The organism is Halomonas sp. NPDC076908 (genome assembly GCF_050269715.1).
In the GTDB taxonomy this organism is placed as follows: domain Bacteria; phylum Pseudomonadota; class Gammaproteobacteria; order Pseudomonadales; family Halomonadaceae; genus Vreelandella.
Map to the genome: position 1 here is coordinate 103,173 of NZ_JBNNIW010000012.1, position 19,809 is coordinate 122,981.

The 19,809-nt window shown below is 56.1% G+C and carries 18 protein-coding genes and 1 pseudogene; 8 read left to right on the forward strand and 11 right to left on the reverse strand.

Going from position 1 to position 19,809, the window contains the following annotated elements; all coding sequences use genetic code 11:
• The 8 genes and pseudogenes from dgoD to ACQKE4_RS09440 form a co-directional block, all read right to left on the reverse strand.
• Window positions 1–1,149 carry a galactonate dehydratase gene (gene dgoD, locus ACQKE4_RS09405; protein WP_427388042.1) on the reverse strand — a complete coding sequence of 383 codons (1,149 nt, stop codon included), beginning with the start codon at window positions 1,147–1,149 and terminating at the stop codon, window positions 1–3.
• Between the two features lie 43 nt (window positions 1,150–1,192).
• Complete coding sequence (locus ACQKE4_RS09410) at window positions 1,193–1,915, reverse strand: FadR/GntR family transcriptional regulator (RefSeq protein WP_427388043.1); 723 nt, start codon at window positions 1,913–1,915, stop codon at window positions 1,193–1,195.
• A 178-nt stretch (window positions 1,916–2,093) separates the two neighbouring features.
• The gene (locus tag ACQKE4_RS09415; RefSeq protein ID WP_427388045.1) at window positions 2,094–3,041 is read right to left on the reverse strand and encodes a carbohydrate kinase family protein; all 948 of its coding nucleotides are present in this window, start codon (window positions 3,039–3,041) and stop codon (window positions 2,094–2,096) included.
• A 66-nt stretch (window positions 3,042–3,107) separates the two neighbouring features.
• Window positions 3,108–3,975, reverse strand: a pseudogene (locus ACQKE4_RS09420) (aldo/keto reductase).
• Window positions 3,976–4,035: 60 nt separating this feature from the next.
• On the reverse strand, window positions 4,036–5,001 hold the full coding sequence (glk, locus tag ACQKE4_RS09425) for a glucokinase (RefSeq protein WP_427388046.1): 966 nt from the start codon (window positions 4,999–5,001) through the stop codon (window positions 4,036–4,038).
• The gene (gene edd / locus ACQKE4_RS09430; protein WP_427388048.1) at window positions 5,001–6,890 is read right to left on the reverse strand and encodes a phosphogluconate dehydratase; all 1,890 of its coding nucleotides are present in this window, start codon (window positions 6,888–6,890) and stop codon (window positions 5,001–5,003) included. Before edd ends, glk begins: the two co-directional genes overlap by 1 nt.
• 217 nt (window positions 6,891–7,107) lie before the next feature.
• Window positions 7,108–10,206: an efflux RND transporter permease subunit gene (locus ACQKE4_RS09435; RefSeq protein WP_427388049.1), complete on the reverse strand. Its 3,099-nt coding sequence runs from the start codon at window positions 10,204–10,206 to the stop codon at window positions 7,108–7,110.
• An 8-nt stretch (window positions 10,207–10,214) separates the two neighbouring features.
• Entirely contained in the window at window positions 10,215–11,273 is a 1,059-nt protein-coding gene (locus ACQKE4_RS09440) for an efflux RND transporter periplasmic adaptor subunit (RefSeq protein WP_427388050.1), read from the reverse strand.
• A gap of 180 nt (window positions 11,274–11,453) precedes the next feature.
• On the opposite strand from ACQKE4_RS09440, the gene ACQKE4_RS09445 reads away from it, so the two are divergent.
• The 8 genes from ACQKE4_RS09445 to ACQKE4_RS09480 all read left to right on the forward strand — a co-directional run bounded on the left by ACQKE4_RS09445 (window position 11,454) and on the right by ACQKE4_RS09480 (window position 18,592).
• A complete protein-coding gene (locus ACQKE4_RS09445) occupies window positions 11,454–12,950 on the forward strand; it encodes an efflux transporter outer membrane subunit (protein WP_427388052.1) in 1,497 nt (498 codons plus the stop codon).
• Between the two features lie 111 nt (window positions 12,951–13,061).
• Window positions 13,062–14,108 carry a nicotinate-nucleotide--dimethylbenzimidazole phosphoribosyltransferase gene (cobT, locus tag ACQKE4_RS09450; protein ID WP_427388053.1) on the forward strand — a complete coding sequence of 349 codons (1,047 nt, stop codon included), beginning with the start codon at window positions 13,062–13,064 and terminating at the stop codon, window positions 14,106–14,108.
• A complete protein-coding gene (gene cbiB / locus ACQKE4_RS09455) occupies window positions 14,105–15,118 on the forward strand; it encodes an adenosylcobinamide-phosphate synthase CbiB (RefSeq protein WP_427388054.1) in 1,014 nt (337 codons plus the stop codon). Before cobT ends, cbiB begins: the two co-directional genes overlap by 4 nt.
• A gap of 8 nt (window positions 15,119–15,126) precedes the next feature.
• Window positions 15,127–16,275 (forward strand): threonine-phosphate decarboxylase CobD, encoded by a 1,149-nt coding sequence (cobD, locus tag ACQKE4_RS09460; RefSeq protein ID WP_427388055.1) that lies wholly within the window; start codon window positions 15,127–15,129, stop codon window positions 16,273–16,275.
• A complete protein-coding gene (locus ACQKE4_RS09465) occupies window positions 16,272–16,841 on the forward strand; it encodes a bifunctional adenosylcobinamide kinase/adenosylcobinamide-phosphate guanylyltransferase (RefSeq protein ID WP_427388057.1) in 570 nt (189 codons plus the stop codon). Before cobD ends, ACQKE4_RS09465 begins: the two co-directional genes overlap by 4 nt.
• A gap of 13 nt (window positions 16,842–16,854) precedes the next feature.
• Complete coding sequence (gene cobS, locus ACQKE4_RS09470; protein ID WP_427388058.1) at window positions 16,855–17,625, forward strand: adenosylcobinamide-GDP ribazoletransferase; 771 nt, start codon at window positions 16,855–16,857, stop codon at window positions 17,623–17,625.
• Window positions 17,562–18,215, forward strand: coding sequence for a histidine phosphatase family protein (locus ACQKE4_RS09475; protein WP_427388059.1), 654 nt, complete (start codon window positions 17,562–17,564; stop codon window positions 18,213–18,215). Before cobS ends, ACQKE4_RS09475 begins: the two co-directional genes overlap by 64 nt.
• The gene (locus ACQKE4_RS09480; RefSeq protein ID WP_427388061.1) at window positions 18,167–18,592 is read left to right on the forward strand and encodes a bifunctional adenosylcobinamide kinase/adenosylcobinamide-phosphate guanylyltransferase; all 426 of its coding nucleotides are present in this window, start codon (window positions 18,167–18,169) and stop codon (window positions 18,590–18,592) included. Before ACQKE4_RS09475 ends, ACQKE4_RS09480 begins: the two co-directional genes overlap by 49 nt.
• 43 nt (window positions 18,593–18,635) lie before the next feature.
• Here the strand turns inward: ACQKE4_RS09480 and ACQKE4_RS09485 are convergent, their stop codons facing one another.
• The 3 genes from ACQKE4_RS09485 to ACQKE4_RS09495 all read right to left on the reverse strand — a co-directional run.
• Window positions 18,636–18,932, reverse strand: a complete 297-nt coding sequence (locus ACQKE4_RS09485; protein WP_427388062.1) for an addiction module antidote protein — start codon at window positions 18,930–18,932, stop codon at window positions 18,636–18,638.
• Between the two features lie 2 nt (window positions 18,933–18,934).
• Window positions 18,935–19,171 carry a type II toxin-antitoxin system RelE/ParE family toxin gene (locus ACQKE4_RS09490; protein WP_427388071.1) on the reverse strand — a complete coding sequence of 79 codons (237 nt, stop codon included), beginning with the start codon at window positions 19,169–19,171 and terminating at the stop codon, window positions 18,935–18,937.
• A 233-nt stretch (window positions 19,172–19,404) separates the two neighbouring features.
• Window positions 19,405–19,809 (reverse strand): transposase (locus ACQKE4_RS09495; RefSeq protein ID WP_427388064.1); only part of this gene is annotated, 405 nt, incomplete at its 5' end.

Sequence of the window (19,809 nt, forward strand, 5' to 3'; positions counted from 1 at the left end):
TTACCACTCCGCAATAGAGCCATCTTCATGAGTCCAGACCGGGTTGCGCCAGCGGTGGCCCACTTTGGCGCGCTCCTCAACGAACTCCTCGTTGATCTCGACACCAAGGCCTGGGCCTTGGGGAATGGCACAGAAGCCGTCTTCAATGGCGAGGGCTGATTTATCGACCAGGTAATCAAGGACGTCGTTGCCCTGGTTGTAGTGAATGCCCATGCTCTGCTCTTGAATGAAGGCGTTGTGGCTCACCGCATCCAGCTGTAGCGACGCCGCCAAAGTCAGTGGGCCGAGTGGGCAGTGGGGCGCCAGGGCGACGTCGTAGGCTGAGGCCAGGGCGGCGATTTTGAGGCCTTCGCTAATGCCACCGCAGTGAGAAATATCCGGCTGAATAATATCGATCATGCCATCGGCCAGCAGGTCTCGGAACTGAAAGCGGGTATGCAAACGCTCGCCGGTCGCCAGTGGGTAGCCCAGGCCGCCTGCGATATCTTTCAAGCAGGGCAGATGCTCCGGTGCAACCGGTTCTTCCACAAACATCGGGTGGAAGGGCTCTAGCTCGCGCAGCAGTGCTTTGGCCATGGGGCGGTGTACGCGGCCATGGAAGTCGATACCAATACCTACATCCGGGCCCACCGCATCGCGGGCTTCTGCCACCCGGGCGACAGCTTCATCGACCTTGCGATGTGAATCGACGATTTGCATTTCGGGGGTGCCGTTCATTTTAAAGGCCGTGAAACCTTTTTCGACCAGCGCTTTAGCGCCAACGCCCACGTCGCTGGGACGGTCACCGCCGGTCCAGGCGTACATGCGCATTTTGTCGCGCACGGCACCGCCTAGCAGCTGGTGAACGGGCACACCCAGGTCGCGGCCTTTAAGATCCCACAGCGCCTGGTCAATACCGGCAATCGCACTCATTAAAATAGGCCCGCCGCGATAGAAACCGGCGCGATACATGATGTTCCAAAGATGCTCAATTCGGTGCGGGTCTTGGCCGATCAAGTAGTCAGAGAGCTCGTGCACGGCGGCTTCAACGGTAGCGGCGCGGCCTTCAATCACCGGCTCTCCCCAGCCGTAGCAGCCTTCGTCAGTCTCTATTTTCAGGAACAGCCAGCGCGGGGGAACTTGCCAGGTTTTGAGTTTGGTAATTTTCACGTTCGGTCATCCTTCTGAATAGGAAATATTCATTGAGTCGCTGTTAACTGACGATGCCAAGGTCGATGGCCGTGCGGCGCAGCACTTCTCTCGCGGCGGTTTCTGCGGCGCTGGCATCGCGGCTGCGGATGGCGTCGAGCACCTGGCGGTGGCGCGCGAGACTGTCGTCCAGGGTGTCCGTGTGGTGCTGCGAGCGATGTATCAACGCCATGATCGAAGGGCGCAATAAGTGGCCCATTTGCCGCCAGACTAAATTGTGGCTGGCCCGGTAGGTGGCGTCGTGAAAGGCGACGTCGTACTCGGCGTGCTGGGCACGTGAATCAACACTGCCTGCGCTGCTTTCCATGCCTGCATAGGCGCTCTCCAGACGCTCTATGTCTTCAGCCTGAGCTGCCTGGGCAGCGAGCCCTGCGACCACCGGTTCAGCAGAAAAACGAAAGGCGTAGATGGCCCGCACCAACTGCGGGTCAAGATTGACCAGCCCGGTCATCCATTCGCTCATCAGTGGGTCGAGTAGATGCCAATCACCCATCTCGCGCACCAGCGTGCCTCGGCCCGCGGTGCGCTCTAATAGCCCCGCAGCGGTGAGGCTGGTGAGTGCGTTACGCACTTGGTTACGGCTAACGGCAAAGTGTTTGCCGATATCCAGCTCACGGGGGAAAACATCGCCTGGCTGCCAGTGGCCTGCCAAAAGTGCTTGGGCAAGTAAACGAGCTAAATTTTCAGCTCCGCCCTGATGCGGTGGAAGGGCGTCTAGCGTCATCATATTTCTCTTTTTATGGTTCTAACAATCGCTAGTCTAGTAAATGTCTGACATTTAAGCAAGCGAGCCGCTTTAAACATAAGTCCGAATTAGGTTGGCGACGAGCCGACCCCTAAGAAGCATAAAAAAAGCGCGCCCGTGTGGGGCGCGCCATTTTTTAATGGGTTATAGCTTTACTTACTTAGCCAATATCCGCTCGCGTTGGCAGCGCTGCATAAGCGCCTGGCCGGGTGACCGCATGGGCACCACAGCGGCAGGCGGTATCCACCGCGCGGTGGAGAAAATCAGCATCGTTCTGCCAGTTTTCATTGATGCCGTGGGCCGAGAGCTCTGCCAACAGCCCGCCAATAAAGGCGTCACCTCCGGCGGTGGTATCCACCGCTTCCACTTTGGGTGGCGCAATGCGCTGGTCGATACCGACGCCTTTGAGTACAACGTCGTTTGGGCCGTCGGTAATCAAAATAACTTTTACCCCTGCCGCCAGCCGTTCTGAAAGCCACGACTCTGCAGGATGATCGGCGCGCAAGTAGTCGAGCTCTTCCTGAGAGAGCTTGAGCAGCTCAGCGCCATCTAGTAGTTGCGTAACTAGGCTGGCATCCGCTTCGCCGTCGGGCCACAGGTTGTGGCGCAGGTTGGCATCGACACTGACAAGGCAGCCTGCGCGCTTGGCCATGGTGGCCATCGCCAGAGTAACGTCGGCGATCTCTGGGTCGGTTAGGCTGTTACTGCACAAGTGCAGAATGGCGGGGTTCTCGAAGACGCCGTGGGGTAAATGCTCAAGGCGATAAAGCAGATCCGCAGCGGGCGGGCGATAGAAATCAAAAGTGCGTTCGCCCACGTCATCCCGGGAAACGAACGCCAGCGCCGTGCGGGCTTCTTGGGTAAATACCACGCCGCTGGTGTCGACACCGTGGCTTTTGAGTTCACGTACCAAAAAATGCCCAAACGTATCGTCGCCCACCATGCCTAAAAATTGGCTAGGAACGCCCAGGCGGGCGCAGGCGACCGCCACGTTAGCGGGAGCACCACCGGCATAGGGTGTAAAGGTTTCCTGGGCATCTGTCGCCGCCCCTAAGCGGCTGGAGAGCATATCAACCAGCGCTTCCCCAAACGCGATAACTGGCGTCATCATTGGCTCCTTAGTGTGATTAGCTTAATAGTTGTTTTGTACCGCGTCGTTTTATACAAAATAGCCTTATGCCACGCAGTGGCCGCGGGCGGCTTCCAACAATTCATACCAGGCTTCCCGGGGTAGCGTGGCTGGGCCTTTGAGCATATCGTTGATTCGCTCAGGTTTAACGCTGCCAATCACCGGCACTGGCGAGTTGGGAAGACTACGCAGCCATGCCAGCGCTAAAGCGCTGGGAGAGCTATCAAGCTCTGTCGCCCACTTCGCCAAACATTCGCCAACGGCGCCTTGCATTAGCTGCCCACCTGCCAGGGGCGACCACGCCATGGGCGCGTGGCCATCGGCACATAGGTCATCAAAGTCGCCGTCAAATAGCGGCGTCGTGTGGGCAATCGAGAGCTCGATCTGGTTGGCTGATAAGCGGTGATGCATGGTGCCCTGCAAGCGACGCCACTGGCTGGGAAGGTGATTGGAAACCCCCGCCGCGCCAATTTTGCCTGCTTCAATGGCGTCATCCAGGGCGCGGCCGGTCGCTTCTGCGTTCATCAGCAGATCGGGGCGATGGATCAGGAAATGATCGAGGCGTTCGACATTCAAGCGTACAAGTGAGGCATCAAGCGCTATTAAGATACGCAGGGCTGGCATTGTAGTGCTTTACCTTACCCGAACCGGGGGCGGGGTTGTCGTTAGCGATGCTCGCTTTGGTGACAACCTTGACCCGCTGAGCCAGATCAGGGCGAGCCCGTAGCGCGGCGCCAAAAAGCGTCTCCCCTTGGCCGCTGCCGTAAATGTCCGCATGGTCAAACCAGTTAAGGCCCTGTTCCAGGCGCGCTTCGATCCAGTCTGCTAATCGGTCCGGTTCGTGCATAGCGGGTGTTTCGTGCAGGCGCATCATGCCGAGCAGAAACGGCACATCAAAGGTGGCGGCGGGCATAGCAGGTTCCGTATTGATGTTGTTAGAAATTTGTTTAATAAATTTTGCTAGAAATTGTGATCAGAAAACTTCTTCGTTATGCAGTGCTTCGGCGGCACCTAGCAGGCCCGTCCAGGGTGCAGTGACCGCCCACACGGGGATGTCAGCGTTATAAGCACCCATACGGCCTTTGTTGACAAAAGCGGAGCGCAGTTCGCTTTTCGGCAGCCACTCCAGCAAGCGGGGAAGAATGCCGCCGCATAGATACACCCCACCCCTTGCGCCCATGGTCAGGGTGGCGTCGCCGCACACATCGCCAAGAATTTTTAGAAAGCGCAGCAGGGCAGTCGTGGCGAGGCTATCGCCTTCATGGGCCGCTGTGGTCACCTCCGCTGGGCTGGTAAAGCGCGGCGCCATTCCCTCAAGGGTGCAGTAGGCTTGATAAAGTTCCAATAAACCCTGACCGCACAAGATGCGCTCTACGCTCACCCGTTTGTGACGCTGCAGAAATACATCCAACAGTGCCCGCTCGGTACTGTCCGTGGGGGCAAAAGTGACGTGGCCGCCTTCGGTGGGCAGCGGAATCCAGGCGTGTTGCCCAGGAAACACCCCGGCAACGCCCAGCCCGGTGCCCGGGCCGATGATTAAGCGTGTGGAGTGCGCCTGGGTGTAACCCGGCTGAACCTCGACCAAATCACTGGATGCCACATGGGGGACGCCCAGCGCCTGGGCGGTAAAATCGTTGATGACCTTGAATAGCGATAGATTCAACTGTTGCTGAACGTCGCTTTTCAAAAAATCCCAGTGGTTATTGGTCATTTTGACCCGTTCAGCGTGAACGGGGCAGGCAAAAGCTAAACACGCCTCTTGAGGCGCGTTGTCACCGGTGGCGCCCACGCGGTGCAGGTAGTCCTGAACCGCTTCTATAACGCCGGGGTAGTCGGCGCAGGGTAGGTTCAAAATATCGTGGGGGGTTACTTCACCGGGAGAAACCAACGCCAAGCGTGCGTTGGTTCCCCCTATGTCGCCGATAAGTGCCGGTCGCATCAGGCGTCCTCTTGAGAGATTTGCCCCTGCTGGCGGGCAAGGTCATCGGCTTCAAAACCACCAAACACCCCTGCGCCTTCCTCACCGCGCATAGCCAAATGGCGGAAGCCACCAAACAGCTCGCGACCCAGGCCGACATGGTAGTGATCCAAATTGCCGATATGCAGCTCACGCTTGGCCCAGGTAGCAGGGTCGACCTTGGCTTCCAGCGTGCCCGCATTGGCATCCAGGCGGATAATGTCGCCATCGCGCAATTTCGCCAGCGGTCCGCCATCTAACGCCTCAGGGCTTATGTGTATTGCTGCCGGTACTTTGCCGGAAGCGCCGGACATGCGGCCATCGGTGACCAGCGCTACTTTAAATCCGCGATCCTGTAGCACGCCTAAGAACGGGGTCAGCTTATGCAGCTCGGGCATGCCGTTAGCTTTGGGACCCTGGAAGCGCACTACCACGATAACGTCGCGGTCCAGCTCGCCGGATTCAAAGGCGGCTTTCATTTCGTTTTGGTCTTCAAAGATTTTGATCGGCGCTTCAACGATGCGGTGCTCTTCGGCAACAGCGGATACTTTGATCACGCCACGGCCTAGGTTGCCTTTCATTACGGTAAGGCCGCCAGTGGGGGCGAACGGGGCCGCTACTGGGCTAAGCACGTTTTCATCCAGGCTTTTTTCCGGGCCTTCTCGCCAGACGATTTTCCCATCTTCCAGGAAAGGCTCCTGGGTGTAGGCAGTTAAGTCGGTGCCAAACACCGTGGGAATATCGCCGTGAATTAAGCCTGCACCCAGCAGCTCACGGAACAGGTAGCTCATGCCGCCAGCCGCCTGGAAGTGGTTGATATCTGCTTGGCCGTTGGGGTAGACCTGCATCACGCTGGGAGTAACCGCGGAAAGCGCTGTGAAGTCATCCCAGTTCAGGGTAATGCCCGCAGCAGCGGCCATGGCGATCAGGTGCAGCGTATGATTGGTTGAACCGCCGGAGGCCAGCAAGCCGACGACCGCATTAACAATGGCGCGCTCATCAATCTGTTGATAGAACGGGCGATAGTTGCCGCCGGGTTCGGTGTTGCGAATCGCCTGTTCGGTGGCGTAGCGGGTTAGTGCTTCGCGCATCTCGGTGCCGGGGTTCACAAAAGAAGTGCCGGGCAGGTGTAAGCCCATCATCTCCATCATTAACTGGTTGGAGTTGGCGGTACCGTAAAAAGTACAGGTGCCGGGGCTGTGATAAGAGTCAGATTCGGCTTCAAGTAGGACATCACGGCCCACTTTGCCTTCCGCATAGAGCTGACGGATGCGCGCCTTCTCTTTATTGGGTAAGCCACTGGGCATAGGGCCTGCGGGTACAAACATGGCGGGCAAGTGACCAAAGCGCGCCGCAGCGATAAATAGCCCAGGAACAATCTTGTCGCATACCCCCAGGTAGAGCGCTGCATCAAACATATTGTGCGATAGGCCGATAGCCGCTGACATGGCAATCACATCGCGGGAGAACAGTGAAAGCTCCATCCCCGGCTGGCCTTGAGTCACACCGTCGCACATGGCGGGAACACCCCCGGCAAACTGGGCGGTAGAGCCCATATCCCGCGCGGCAGCTTTAATCGTTTCGGGGAAGGTTTCCAGCGGCTGGTGCGCCGAGAGCATATCGTTGTAGGACGAGATAATGCCTAAGTTGGCGCTGTTCATCAGCTTGAGTTCGTTCTTATCACGCGGATTACAAGCCGCGAAACCGTGGGCTAAGTTGCCACAGCTTAGCTCAGCACGGTGTACGCCACGCTTATGCTGGTCCGCCATGCGCTGCTCATAGAGAGCACGACGCTCAGCAGAACGCTCACGAATGCGCTGGGTAACCTCAGCAACGGTGGAATTTAACGTAGCAGGTGTTGAGCTCGGCATAGGGACCTCTGCATGATAGAGACGGTGTGTGAGAATTGTAGTTATTTTACATTTTTTGACGTCGATATAAGAGACTTTACGGCAATAAAAACTAATTTTGTAGTTTTACTACCTCGTTTGGTGGTTCGATCAATCAATTGACCACACCTTCTAGTATGAACCATATAGTGTGTACCATAGGGTAGTGTGAACCATAGGGCGTGGTCGTGCAGGCTGATTATTGCTCCACCTCGTCGCGTTTAATTGAAAACAGCATGGCATAAAGCGTGGGTACCGCAATCAGCGTCAGCAACGACGCGAAGGCCAAACCTCCCATAATGGTCACCGCCATGCTGTTAAAAAAGGCGTCTGTTAACAGCGGTAGCATGCCCAGAATGGTAGTGCCCGCGGCAAGAAATACTGGTCGTAAACGGCTGACGCTGGCATCTATCAACGCGGTGAAGCGCTGCGTACCCTCCTTAATTTGCCCATCTATTTCATCGACCAGCACAATGGCATTTTTCATCAACATGCCGGACAGGCTGAGCATTCCTAACAGTGCGGTGAAAGAGAAAGGCAGGCCGGTCACTAATAGGCCAATGACCACACCGCATACCGACATCGGCACTACCAGCCAAATGATCAGCGGCTGCTTGAGTTTGCCGAACAGTAAAATCGAGGTCAGCAGCATAATCAGCAGGCTAATCGGTAGCTGCTGCCCTAAGGCTTCCTGGGCATCGCCAGAGTCCTCATGCTCACCGCCCCATTCCAACCGATAACCCGGCGGCAGGGAAATGGCTTCGATCTCCTGGCGAATAGCGTCAAACGCTTGCGCGGCAGTATAGCCCTCTGCGGGGTCGGCCCCCACCGTCAGCGTACGCACCCGGTTGCGTCGCTGTATCAGTGCTTCTTCGTTTTGCAGCTCAAACTCAGTAACTACTTGGCTTAGGGGCACAAACCGTTGCTGGGCACCGCTCCATACATTGCGGTCCTGCAGCAGCGATACATCATCACGCTCTGCCGCAGGTGGGCGGGCGACGATGGGTAGCAGGTGCTCGCCTTCGCGATAGGTGCCTGCACGAATGCCTGATGAAGCGAACTGCAGCGTTTGGGTAATATCTTCCCGGGTGACGCCGGCAATGCGGGCCCGCTCTTCGTTAATGCGTGGTGCGACGATTAACTCTTGCTGGCGCCAGTCGATGCGCTGATCAATCAAATAGGGGCTGGCATCCATACGCTGCTGCGCATCTGCGGCCAGTTCCCGCAGTACGCTAGGCGAAGGGCCTTGGAAACGGGCCTCTATATTGGCCCCATCACCAGGGCCAAACTGAAGCCGCTGGGTACGTACCTGCGCACCGGGTAACGTTTCGTTCAGTTCACGGTAAAATTGCCGATCAAGCTCAGGAATGACATCAAGATCTTCGGTACGCACGATGAACTGCACATAGGCGGTATTAGGCTGCTCGGGGGCGTAGGTCAGCATAAACCGGGTGGCGCCCTGGCCAATAAAGCTGGCCACTGAAACAACGCCTTCTTGCTCCAGAATATACGCTTCTATCTCCTCGGCACTGCTGGAGGTGGCGCGAATATCGGTGCCTTGGGGCAGCTCGACGTTAACAAAAAACAGCGGCGTGCTGGAGTCAGGGAAGAACGACTGGGGAATCAGCGTAAATGCCCACATACATACCGCGGTAATGATAACCAGCATGGAGATGGTGATGATCCGCAAGCGTAACGCAAACAGCAGAAGCCGACGATAAACCCGATAGAAGATGCCGCCGTAAAGGTCGCGTGTGCTGTCGCTACTCTCGTTCTCCTCTGTTGGTTCGTCTGCCTGCTCCTCAGAAGAGGGCTCTGTTTTGCGCAAAAGATAGTAGCCAAATAGTGGGGTGACGATGATAGCCAGCAGCCAGCTCAGCATCAGCGAAACCAGAATCACCATAAACAGTGAGTAGAGAAACTCACCGGTCACATCATCGGAAAGCCCAATGCCAGCAAAGGCCATAATGCCGATGACGGTGGCGCCCAGCAGCGGTAGCTGAGTGCGTTTAGCGGCATTACCAGCAGCTTCTTTAGCGTGCTGGCCGCGCTTAATGTTGGTCACCATGCCCTCGGCGACGACGATAGCGTTATCTACCAGCATGCCCATGGCAATAATCAGCGCGCCTAGCGATATACGCTCCATCTCGATCCCTAGCAGGCCCATAAACAGCAGCGTACCCAGCACCGTGAGCAGTAGGGTGCTACCGACCACGACGCCTATCCGCCAACCCATGGCCAGACACAGCACGCCAATCACGATGGCCACTGACATCAGTAGGTTGAGCAGAAAGTCATTGATGGCATCGTTAACCACATTATGCTGTTCGTACAGCGGGTGAAGCTCAACCCCAAGCGGGATTCTGCTTTTTAATTCTTCTAAGCGCGCTTCCACTGCCTCACCCACTTCAATAATGTTGTCAGTGGCTACGCCCGCAATACCAATCGTAAATGCGGCTTGGCCGTTATAGCGGATCAGTTGGCTGGGTAGCTCTGTGGGCTGACGAGACACATCCGCGATATCCACCAGTGATATCTGCTCAGTGGTGCCGGGGCGGCCAATGCGGATTGCTTCAATCAACGCCGTGCTATCAATCTCGCTGCGGGCCACTAACCGCACCTGACGGTCACCAACACGCAGGCTGCCTGCATCCTTAACGGCATTTTCCGTTTGAATAGTATTGATGATCTGGTCGATCGGTATGCCAAGCGTGGTGAGGCGCTCATTAGAGATATCGATATAGATGCTTTCTTCGCGCTCGCCAGCGGTGGTCACACGGGCAACGCCAGGCACGGCAAGTAGCTCCCGCTGTAGAAAAGTGGAAATATCGCGAATTTCTCGAGTGGTGAAACCGTCAGCGGTCACCGCATAAAACAGGCCGTATACCTCACCAAAATCATCGTTAATCTGGGAGCCAATGACGCCATCAGGCAGATCCCCTTGGGCATCATTGACCTTATTGCGTAGCTCATCCCAAATCTGCGGTAGCTCGTGGCTACGGTAATTGGCGTGAACCTCTACTTGAATTTCAGAGCGTCCGGGAAGCGATTTTGATTCGATAATATCGATCTGCTCCATTTCCTGGATCGCACGTTCAAGTCGCTCGGTGACTTCCTCTTCCACCTCGGTAGCCGTGGCGCCGGGGTAGGGGGTGTTAATAATCGCATTGGGTATGGTGAAGGAGGGGTCTTCAAGTTTACCGACGCTATTAAAGCCCCAGAGGCCCCCAAAGAAACAGATCACCACGACGAGCCATGTATAAAGAGGCCGTTCAATCGACAGCTTGGCGATATTCATAGGGCCTCCTACAGCGCTGCGTCGAGCGGTTTGACGTGCATACCTTCGCGCAACTGCTGCACGCCAGCGGCTGCAATCGATACGCCAGATTGGAGGCCGGCAATAATGATGACGTGGTCACCGCTCACTTCACCCACCGTGACTTGCTGAGGTGAGACAGTCTCGTTTTCCGGGTCATATACCCACACCCTAAAATCACCGCCCTCGCTATGATCCAGCGCGCTGGCAGGCACTATCATCACTGAGGAGGTCAGGGTGTCTTCCATCTCTATAAAGACGGTAGCGGTAGTGCCGGGTAAGGCGATAAGAGGCACACCTTCAGCAGGGGCAAACTCAATTTGATAGGTTTGCGCGACTTCGTCCGGTTCGGTGACGTGCTCACGGTAGATCAGCGGGATTCGCTCGCCGGGCAGCGTGGCGATTTCCGCCTCCACATTAAAAGCGCGGTCGTTTTCCAAATGCTGCATGAGTGCTTCAGGCACGTTAATGCGAATACGCAGCTCGGAAATATCCTGGATGCGCACCACCTCGGTATTCGGCGGGACGGTGGTATGATTCTCCACGAGTCGCCGGGTGATCAGAGCATCAAACGGGGCGTAAAGCGAGGTATAGGCAAGCTCTTGTTTCGCGCTTTCCAACTGCGTCTCGGCGAGTTCCGCATCAGCCCGGGCTGCATCCAATACAGATTCAGAGACGGCATTATGAGAGTAAAGGTTGCGCTGTCGATTGAGATGTCGACGGGCTTGCTCAACCTCTGCTTCTGCACCACGCACTTGCAGGGCGTAATCCGTAGGGTCTAGCTGCGCGATTAATTCGCCACTAGGTACTGTGGAACCTTGCACAACGGAAAACGTTTGAATGCGACCTCCCACCTGAAAAGCAAGATTGACGGTGCTAACGGCATCAACGCGGCCCACAAAACGTCGGCTGGGAAATAGATCCTGTTGACCGGTTTCAAACAGCTTTACAACTTGGGCAGGGGGCTCCTGAGGTTCTTCATCATTGGAGCAGCCGATGAGCAGTAGTGCCGTTGCTAGTAATACTATCCATGAGTGTTGGGGCTTCATTCATTGCCTCCCTGCAGGCGTTGATCCGTTTGTAAGCGTTAGCGTTAAGTGTGCTCATCATTCAATAACGCTGTTTAATCCGCTTACTATAATCGGTACTCTTATAAGATTCGAACATACGTTTAGTTTTTTGCTATTAGCGGTAGCGCAAAACGATAATGCAAACTGAGGATGGCGAGCGTGCAAGGGAAGCTGCAAAAAACTAATTTAAAGGCGGTACCTCGTAGGAATAATCGCAAACGTTACTGCCTGGGTTTCGCGCTAGCGCTGTTGCTAAGCGGTTGTGCCGTTGGTCCTGATTACCAAGCGCCTAACCTTGCCCTACCGGATGCATGGCCTGAACACATTACCCTAAGCCAGTCTGAGCGGGACGATTGGCGCCAGTGGTGGCGGCAGTTCAACGACCCAGCGCTGAATCAATTGGTGGAGCGTGCCACTCAGGATAATCTTGAGTTGACGATTCAACTGGCGCGTATTCAAGAGGCCAGGGCGCAGCTGGGGTTTGCCGAGGCTGAGCAATTTCCAACGGTTGGTTTTCAGGCGGAAGCTACCCGCGAGCGAACGCCAGGTGCCGCGCTACCCCTCGATTTCGAGCCCATTCAAGACCTGATCACCTCAACCAATAATCAGTACTCCTTAGCGGCTAGCCTGGAGTATGAGCTTGATCTATGGGGGCGTTTGGCCAATGAGCGGGAGGCAGCGCTCGCTGCTTTTCAAGAGAGCCAGTTTGCTCGCGATGCCGCTGAAATAAGCGTAATAGGCGATGTAGTGACGACCTACTTCAACCTTAAAAGCGCAGAGGCCCAACAGCAGTTACTGGACGAAACACTGGCGTCCTATGAAGAGACCTATCGCTTGCAGCGGCTGCGTTTTGAGCACGGCGATATCAGCGAGCTGGAAGTAAAACAGGCCGAAGCGGAGTGGCTGGGGCTAAGGTCAGAGACACCTTCTTTGGCACAGCAGGTAGAGTCGCTTCGCGGTGCGTTGGGCGTGCTGGTGGGTATGTCACCCAATGAACTTATCACGGCCCTTGATACCGGCAATACGCCACTTGCCAGCATCGCTCAGCCTAAAAAGATTCCCAGAGTGATGCCATCTGAGTTATTGCAGCGGCGGCCTGATATTCGCTCTGCAGAAGCGTCGCTGATTGCCGCCACGGCACAAGTCGGGGTAGCGGAAGCAAATCGACTGCCTTCTCTAAATCTCAGTTCCTTTCTCGGTACAACCGCCGCCAGTAGCAGTGATTTATTTACTGATTCAGCAAGAGCATGGGGGCTTGGGGCATCGGTGATGGGCCCGCTGTTTGATTTTGGCCGCACTCGTGCAGGTGTTGAGAGCGCTGAAGCCTTGGTTGAACAGGCAGAAGGACAATACCGCTTAACTGTACTGACCGCATTTAACGAAGTGAGAGATGCGCTATATAGCTACGATTTTACTTCCCAACGAGCCGATGCCGTGGATGAGCAAATAAGCGCCATTGAGCGGGCACGGGATCTGGCGGTTTTGATGTATGACCAAGGACAGGTAAGCCAGATTGAACGACTCGATGCGGAGCGAAACTTACTGTCTGCGAGGTTAGAGCAAGCCGATGCACGGCGTGAACAATTAGCCTCAGCGGCCACGCTGTTTAAAACGTTGGGGGGCGGCTGGCAGCTAGACAGTGACGCCAGTTATTGATGACTCCTGGATGACTGAAAATGCGGTCCACCGAAGCGTGCAGATTTTGTTACTATTTTGCGCTTTGAAACGGCTCGTCTGTTTCTTCCGCTTTGTTGCTCTGGAGCCGCTATGCTTCGCCTTGTTGACCAGATTCAGCCCGTTGATCTCAATGCTGGCGAAGAAACACGCCGCTATTTGGATACGCTAACCAAGCCGCCGGGAAGTTTAGGTGCGCTGGAAGAGCTCGCTATTCAGCTTAGCGCCATCACTGGCGAGCTTAAGCCTACCGTTACTCCGCCTGCTGTGCTGGTGTTTGCCGCTGATCATGGTGTTGCCGCTGAGGATGTGTCTGCGTTTCCCCAAGAAGTGACCACGCAGATGGTGGCTAATTTTGCCAACGGCGGGGCCGCCATTAACGTCTTTGCTCGCCAAATAGGCGCCCAAATCGAAGTAGTGGATGTGGGGGTTGCCTCTAGCTTGACCATTCCCGGCGTTACCCAGGCGAAAGTGCGTGCGGGTACCGCCAATATGGTGGTGGAAGACGCCATGCGGGCTGAAGAGGCGTTGGCCGCACTAGACGTCGGTGCCGCCTCTGTTGAACGCGCCAAAAAAGCGGGGGCTAACTGCATTATTGTCGGCGAAATGGGCATTGCCAACACCACCGCCAGCAGTGCCATGCTGGCGGTGTTGCTAGGCGTGCCGGTCGCCCGCGTGGTGGGAGCGGGTACCGGTATTAACAGCGCTCAGCAGGCACATAAAATCGCGGTGATTGAGCGTGCTATTAGCGCTCGGCAAGCCAATTCAGAGGCGCCACTAGAGGTGCTTGCCAAGCTAGGTGGCCTGGAAATCGCCGCAATGACAGGTGCTTATATAGCTGCAGCGGCGCATCGGCTACCGGCAATTGTGGATGGCTTTATAGCCACCGTGGCGGCGCTTACCGCCTGCAGGCTTTGCCCGGCAGTACGCGGCTACCTAATTTTCGGCCACCGTTCGCAAGAGCCTGGTCACGACATCGCCCTAAAGGCGTTAGACGCTAAACCACTGCTCGATATGGGTATGCGGCTAGGCGAGGGGAGCGGTGCCGCATTGGCCTATCCGCTACTCCAAGCAGCCACCGCGATGGTAGCGGAAATGGCCACCTTTGCCGATGCCGGTGTTAGCGATAACGCTGGATGATGACCATTTTGAGCGATTATTTGCCCGCTGCTTTAGTGATGGTGGCCGTCGCGATTATGATTGATCTGATCGTCGGCGACCCGCGCTCACTGCCGCATCCAGTGGTGCTGATGGGGCGGGTGATTAGCGGCTATGAGCGGCTCTGGAATCGCGGCTCTGCCAAGCAGCGCCGGGTAAGTGGCGTGGTGCTAACCCTCATCTTGGTAGGCGGTGTATGGAGTGTTGGCTGGTTGCTGCTTGTAGTGCTGGCGCGGCTGCACCCTGGCCTGGCGCTCCTGGCTGAACTGTGGCTGCTCTCCACAACACTTGCTATTAAAGGCTTAGGTGAGGCTGCCCGCGCTGTGATCAAACCGCTTACCCAAAGCGATTTGCCCGGAGCGCGTAAGGCGCTGGGGATGATAGTCGGCCGCGATACCCAACACTTGGATGAAGCGGAGATTACCCGAGGCACGGTGGAAACCGTGGCGGAAAACACCGTGGATGGTATCACCGCGCCGCTATTCTTCGCCCTGATTGGTGGGGCACCGCTAGCGTTAGCCTACAAAGCGGTGAATACTCTTGATTCAATGGTGGGTTATAAAAACCAGCGCTATGCCGATTTTGGCTTTGCCTCCGCTAAGCTGGACGATGCGGCGAATTGGATACCGGCCCGTTTAACGGTGCTATGTCTGTGGCTGGCTGGCCTGATATTGAGTATTTCAGGTGTTTTGCACCTACGTTGGAAAGGCGCACTGCGTGGCACTTGTCGCGATGCGCCGCGCCACCCCAGCCCCAATGCTGGCTGGCCGGAGGCCATGGTGGCAAGACTACTTGGCGTTCAACTGGGGGGCACCAATTATTATCAAGGTGTGGTATCTCAGCGCGCTACTCTAGGTGAGCCGCTTGAAGTGCTACAGGTCAAACATATCACTGCTACGGTGCACTTAATGCACGGCGCCTGGCTACTGTTTATGTTGCTAGCAGTTGTGGTGATAGCGGGCATGTCATTCATTTTTAAGGGGCTACTATGAGTAAATGTATGTGGCCCAGCTCTCCATGGCCCAAGCATGGCGGCCAAGCCGAAGCGCTATTAGCGCACTTCGGTTTGCCAGCCGGTCACCGCCTGGAAGATTTTAGCGCCAATCTTAACCCTTTGGGGCCGCCCGCTTGGGTCCGCACCTGGTTAACCAAGCAACTAGCAGGCCTTGAGCGCTACCCTTCACCGGATTATGCCGCGGCTCGCCAGGCAATTGCCGCCCACCACCAGCTTCAGCCCGAGCAGGTGCTGCTGACCAACGGCGGTGCCGAGGCTATTTTTCTCGCCGCTGCGCTACATGCAGGTAAGCGAGCCGCGGTTCTTACCCCCAGCTTTGGCGAGTACGCCCGGGCGTGCCATGCGCATCGGCTTTCGCTCACTGAAATGGCGCTTCCTGCACCACACTTTGTATTGGATCTTGAGGCACTGGTAGCGTCTCTAAGCGGTATTGATGTGCTGTTTCTATGTCGGCCCAATAACCCGACGGCAACGCTGGTTGACTTTCCAGCAATGGAAGTCTTACTAGAGCAGACCGCGTTGATTGGCTGCCGGGTGGTGGTCGATGAAGCCTTTATCGATATGGTGGGGGAGACGCCACAACAGGTTTCGTTGGCATCGCTACTGGTACGCTATCCTCACTTGATGCTGCTGCACTCAATGACCAAATTTTATACCCTGCCTGGGCTACGGCTGGGCTATATGTTGGCGGATGAGGCAACGATAAACAGCGCCGCCACCCATCAGCCCCCCTGGAGCGTTAACCACTTGGCGGCTGAACTGGTGGCACCTTTGTTGGCGGATGAGGCCTTTGTCCGCCGCACCCAGCGCTGGTTGGCCACTGAGCGCCCTCGCATGATGCAGGCACTCACCCAGCTAGGGCTTGAGCCAGGGCTTGAACCAGTGCTTGAGCCAGTTCTTGAGATAGTCCCGAGCCACGCCTGTTTTTTTCTAATGCGGCCTAGCGCTGCGCGTGGCATTACCAGTGACGCGCTGTTTGAGCAGCTACTACGCCGGGGCATTCTGGTACGTCATACCCACAACTTTTCTGGACTCGATGGCGACTGGTTGAGGGTTGCGTTGCGAGACGAACCTGCCAATCGGCGGCTAATCAGCGTACTGAAAAAAGTAACTGAAGAAAGAGCTACTGCATGATTGTCTTCATTAGCGGCGGCGCGCGCTCCGGCAAAAGTGAACTCGCCGAGCAGCGCGTGCTTAGCGTAGCTGGCGGTTCACCCTGCTATTACATTGCGACCGCCGATGTATATGACGATGAGATGGCTGAACGGGTGTCCCGACACCAGCAAGTAAGGAACGGGCAGGGGCAAGCCGCTCAATGGGTCACATTAGAAGCGACATTGGCGATTGACCAAGCAGTGGCTCAGGTGCCCGATGGCAGCGCAGTGCTGCTGGACTGCTTAACCCTGTGGACTAGTCAAGTGCTATACGCCAGTGAGCTAAGCGAAGAGGAGGGCTTGGCACGGCTGCAAACAGCAGTGGGCAGCGCTAGGGCACGCCATGTTCATCTGGTGATTGTCTCCAATGATATTAACGAAGCACTGCCTCCCACCGATCCTGACACCTGGCGATACCTGGCATTTCTGCAGCGAGCCCACTGCTGGCTGGCGGCAGAGGCCGACTCGGTAGTTGAAGTGGTAGCTGGCTGCGCGATTGAATGGAAATCTGGAGAGTGGAAATCGCAGAGGGAAGGCAGTGCATGAGGGAGCAATTGCCATGAGAAATATGCTGTTTGGTCTGCTGCTAGCGCTGCAATTTCTTACAAGAATACCAGTTCCCGTTGCCTGCCCCTGGACGCCGGAGACTCGGCGCTGGGCCGTTCGCGCCTACCCATTAATCGGCCTGCTGATCGGCAGTGTGTTGGCGCTGGTAGCCGTTGCTATGCAAAACGTCCCAGTGCCGATTACCGCCTTAGCACTGCTTAGCTTATGGGTCGCGCTCTCCGGTGGGCTGCATTTGGATGGTGTGGTGGACATTGCCGATGCCCTGGGCAGCAATCAGCCCCTGGCGCGCCGCTGGGAGATCATGAAAGATCCGCAAATCGGCAGCTTTGGGATATTGGCGCTGCTGTTTCTGCTCGCCTGGAAGGGCGTGCTGCTATGGGCGCTGCTCACCTATCAGGCGCCGTTATGGTGGCTTTTAATAGTGCCCGCACTAGGACGTTGGGGTGGCGTTGCGTTACTGGTGTTGACGCCTTGCGCCCAACAAAAAGGCTTGGCATGGAGCTGGCAGCAGTCGCTTAGCGGCAAGGACGTGGCGCTCGCGCTATTGCCATTGGCGGTGATAGCACTGCTTGCCCCCTCACTAGTTGTGATGATGCTAATGGTCATGGTTTTTGTGGTACTAATGCGCTGGCTTATGTTGCGACTGTTTAACGGCATCAATGGCGATATGGTCGGTGCCACCATTGAAGGAGGAGAGCTTTGGCTATTGATCTTACTGTGGAGCTGGTGGCCGTTCGTCACGGTATCACCGCTTGGAATCTAGAGCGCCGCTATCAGGGCCAGCAAGATATTCCGCTGCTATTTCCCGATGCCGAAGCAGGACTGTTAGCACTGCGTAAGGCGCTGAAGAGTGAGCGCTTTGATGCCATCTACTCAAGCGATCTGCAGCGCTGCCAGCAAACTCTGCAGTGGACTGAAGTAGCCAAAGCGGACGTGCCGCTTACGCTTGAACCGCGCCTGCGCGAGCTCGATTTTGGCGAATACGAAGGCAAGGTGTATGACGAGCTAAAAGATTTGCCCCATTACCGCGCCTGGATTGATAGCGTGGGCGAACTGCAAATTCCTGGTGGCGAATCGGCAGCTCAACTGCGCCAACGGCTAGATGCGTGGCTACAGGATCTGGCGACGAAAGCACGCTCGGATAGCTATCAAAAGGTATTGACCGTGACCCACGGAGGTGTGATTCGAGAGCTGCGTCGTCGCTTTGAAACACTCCACTTCTGGGACGGCACCGTACTTCAGGCCCAAGGCAGGCGCTGGCAGCTTATTTATCAAACAGACAAACATGGGAAAGGGGAATGGCTATGCAGCTCTTCATCGGCGGTGCCTGCGCTGGCAGACGCAACGCCGTAGCCAAGCGTTTTCCGACCACTCAGTGGAAGCGCTTAGCTGCCGATGCACCCTTCGCAGACAGCCACCAAGCGCTAGTCGCCAACACCCCGCTAGCGATAACAGGCGTGCTTGAGTGGCTCAGTGCTAATTTAGGTAGCGCAGACACTGAGACGCTTCGCCAACAGTGGCAGGGCGATATGGCAACGCTATGCCAGCGCGCTGACCAGCTAAACGCACCGTTAATCATTTTAGCCACTGAAGTAGGTCGTGGCATTGTCCCCATGCAGCATGAACAGAGACGGCTACGTGACCTCAATGGCTGGTTCACCCAAGACGCTGCTGCCCAAGCCGAGCAGGTGTGGTATGTCCGGCATGGGTTGGTGATGGCGATTAAGTAATTAGTTAGTCAAACGCTTAAAAGAACATTAACAGACAAGGAGGCTAAGCTGCTGGTTTATGGGGTTGGGCTGTGATGTCCACTCCTAGCGCTCGTGTAACTGCTAGCATGGTCTTAAGGGTTGGGTTACCTGATTCGCCAAAGGAGCGGTAAAGCTGTTCTCGGGATAAGCCTGTTTCAACCGCCAGTTGAGACATACCTTTTGCTCTGGCGGCTACGCCAACCGCTTTTGCAATATAGCTTGCATCACCGGTTTCAAAAGCATCGGCAAGAAATATCGCAATGGCTTCTTCGTTATCCAGTGCTGCAGCAGGATCATAATCGTAAAGTTGTTTGCTCATATTTACCTCCATGCCTTCACAAGGCGATGAGCTGTATCTATATCTTTCTGCTGAGTGCTCTTGTTACCGCCACATAGCAGTAAAATCAATTCATCGCCGCGCTGACAAAAGTAGACCCGATAGCCAGGCCCATAATGAATTCTCAGTTCACTGACGCCTTGCCCGACTGGCTGAACATCACCAGGTAGGCCATTAGCTAAGCGAAAAATACGCGCAGCAATAGTGGCTTTAGCCCTAATCCCGCCTTATTCATGAGTGTGCTGATTGAGCGTCGCGAAGCCCCAGGTTGCTGGCACCGACTCCCAGCAGCCGTATTTGCGGTGTGAATACCTGCCGATATATACCCAAATAGTACGGTTTCTTTGTTGCTATATAACCTTCAGTAATCGATTCCGGCCATCAGGGCAGCCGTGATCGCCAGCCATCGTGATGGCCGCCTTGCGCTTGGATCGGTTGTGATATCAACCGTGTATCAGCTCAGTGCGGTCAGCTTCGGTAGCCCCTTAAGCAAGGTGGGCCACCATTTGTCAGCGGCATCGCCAAGGTGAACAGTGATGCGCCGGGCGTGTAGCGAGATAGTGGACGCGATCTTGAGCACTTGCTCGCGCATCCGGCTCAGGCTCCAGCCTTGGTGGGTTTGCCGCTCCAGGAGGCAGCGCAGTCCATGCAAGACCTGGTAGGCGTAGAGACTCAGTAGCAGACTCACTTCGTTGCGGGCCATCACCTCTTGAACGGTGGAAGCGCCGCGGTCGGTCGAGGAGAGATGCACGTCGAGTGCTGATTTCACCTCGCCCATGTGCGCCTCGGCACTGCCGCGCTTACGGTAGAGCGCCAGAACCTTCTCCGGCGGCCAGTCGAACTGGCTGAGATTGGTGAC

Excerpts from the sequence above, each read along its gene's own strand:
- cbiB (WP_427388054.1), top strand. The coding sequence starts at position 14,105 with ATGATGACCATTTTGAGCGATTATTTGCCCGCTGCTTTAGTGATGGTG.
- ACQKE4_RS09415 (WP_427388045.1), bottom strand. The coding sequence starts at position 3,041 with ATGACGCCAGTTATCGCGTTTGGGGAAGCGCTGGTTGATATGCTCTCC.
- ACQKE4_RS09485 (WP_427388062.1), bottom strand. The coding sequence starts at position 18,932 with ATGAGCAAACAACTTTACGATTATGATCCTGCTGCAGCACTGGATAAC.
- ACQKE4_RS09480 (WP_427388061.1), top strand. The coding sequence starts at position 18,167 with ATGCAGCTCTTCATCGGCGGTGCCTGCGCTGGCAGACGCAACGCCGTA.
- ACQKE4_RS09465 (WP_427388057.1), top strand. The coding sequence starts at position 16,272 with ATGATTGTCTTCATTAGCGGCGGCGCGCGCTCCGGCAAAAGTGAACTC.
- ACQKE4_RS09440 (WP_427388050.1), bottom strand. The coding sequence starts at position 11,273 with ATGAAGCCCCAACACTCATGGATAGTATTACTAGCAACGGCACTACTG.
- cobT (WP_427388053.1), top strand. The coding sequence starts at position 13,062 with ATGCTTCGCCTTGTTGACCAGATTCAGCCCGTTGATCTCAATGCTGGC.
- cobS (WP_427388058.1), top strand. The coding sequence starts at position 16,855 with ATGAGAAATATGCTGTTTGGTCTGCTGCTAGCGCTGCAATTTCTTACA.
- cobD (WP_427388055.1), top strand. The coding sequence starts at position 15,127 with ATGTGGCCCAGCTCTCCATGGCCCAAGCATGGCGGCCAAGCCGAAGCG.
- ACQKE4_RS09410 (WP_427388043.1), bottom strand. The coding sequence starts at position 1,915 with ATGATGACGCTAGACGCCCTTCCACCGCATCAGGGCGGAGCTGAAAAT.
- edd (WP_427388048.1), bottom strand. The coding sequence starts at position 6,890 with ATGCCGAGCTCAACACCTGCTACGTTAAATTCCACCGTTGCTGAGGTT.
- glk (WP_427388046.1), bottom strand. The coding sequence starts at position 5,001 with ATGCGACCGGCACTTATCGGCGACATAGGGGGAACCAACGCACGCTTG.
- ACQKE4_RS09435 (WP_427388049.1), bottom strand. The coding sequence starts at position 10,206 with ATGAATATCGCCAAGCTGTCGATTGAACGGCCTCTTTATACATGGCTC.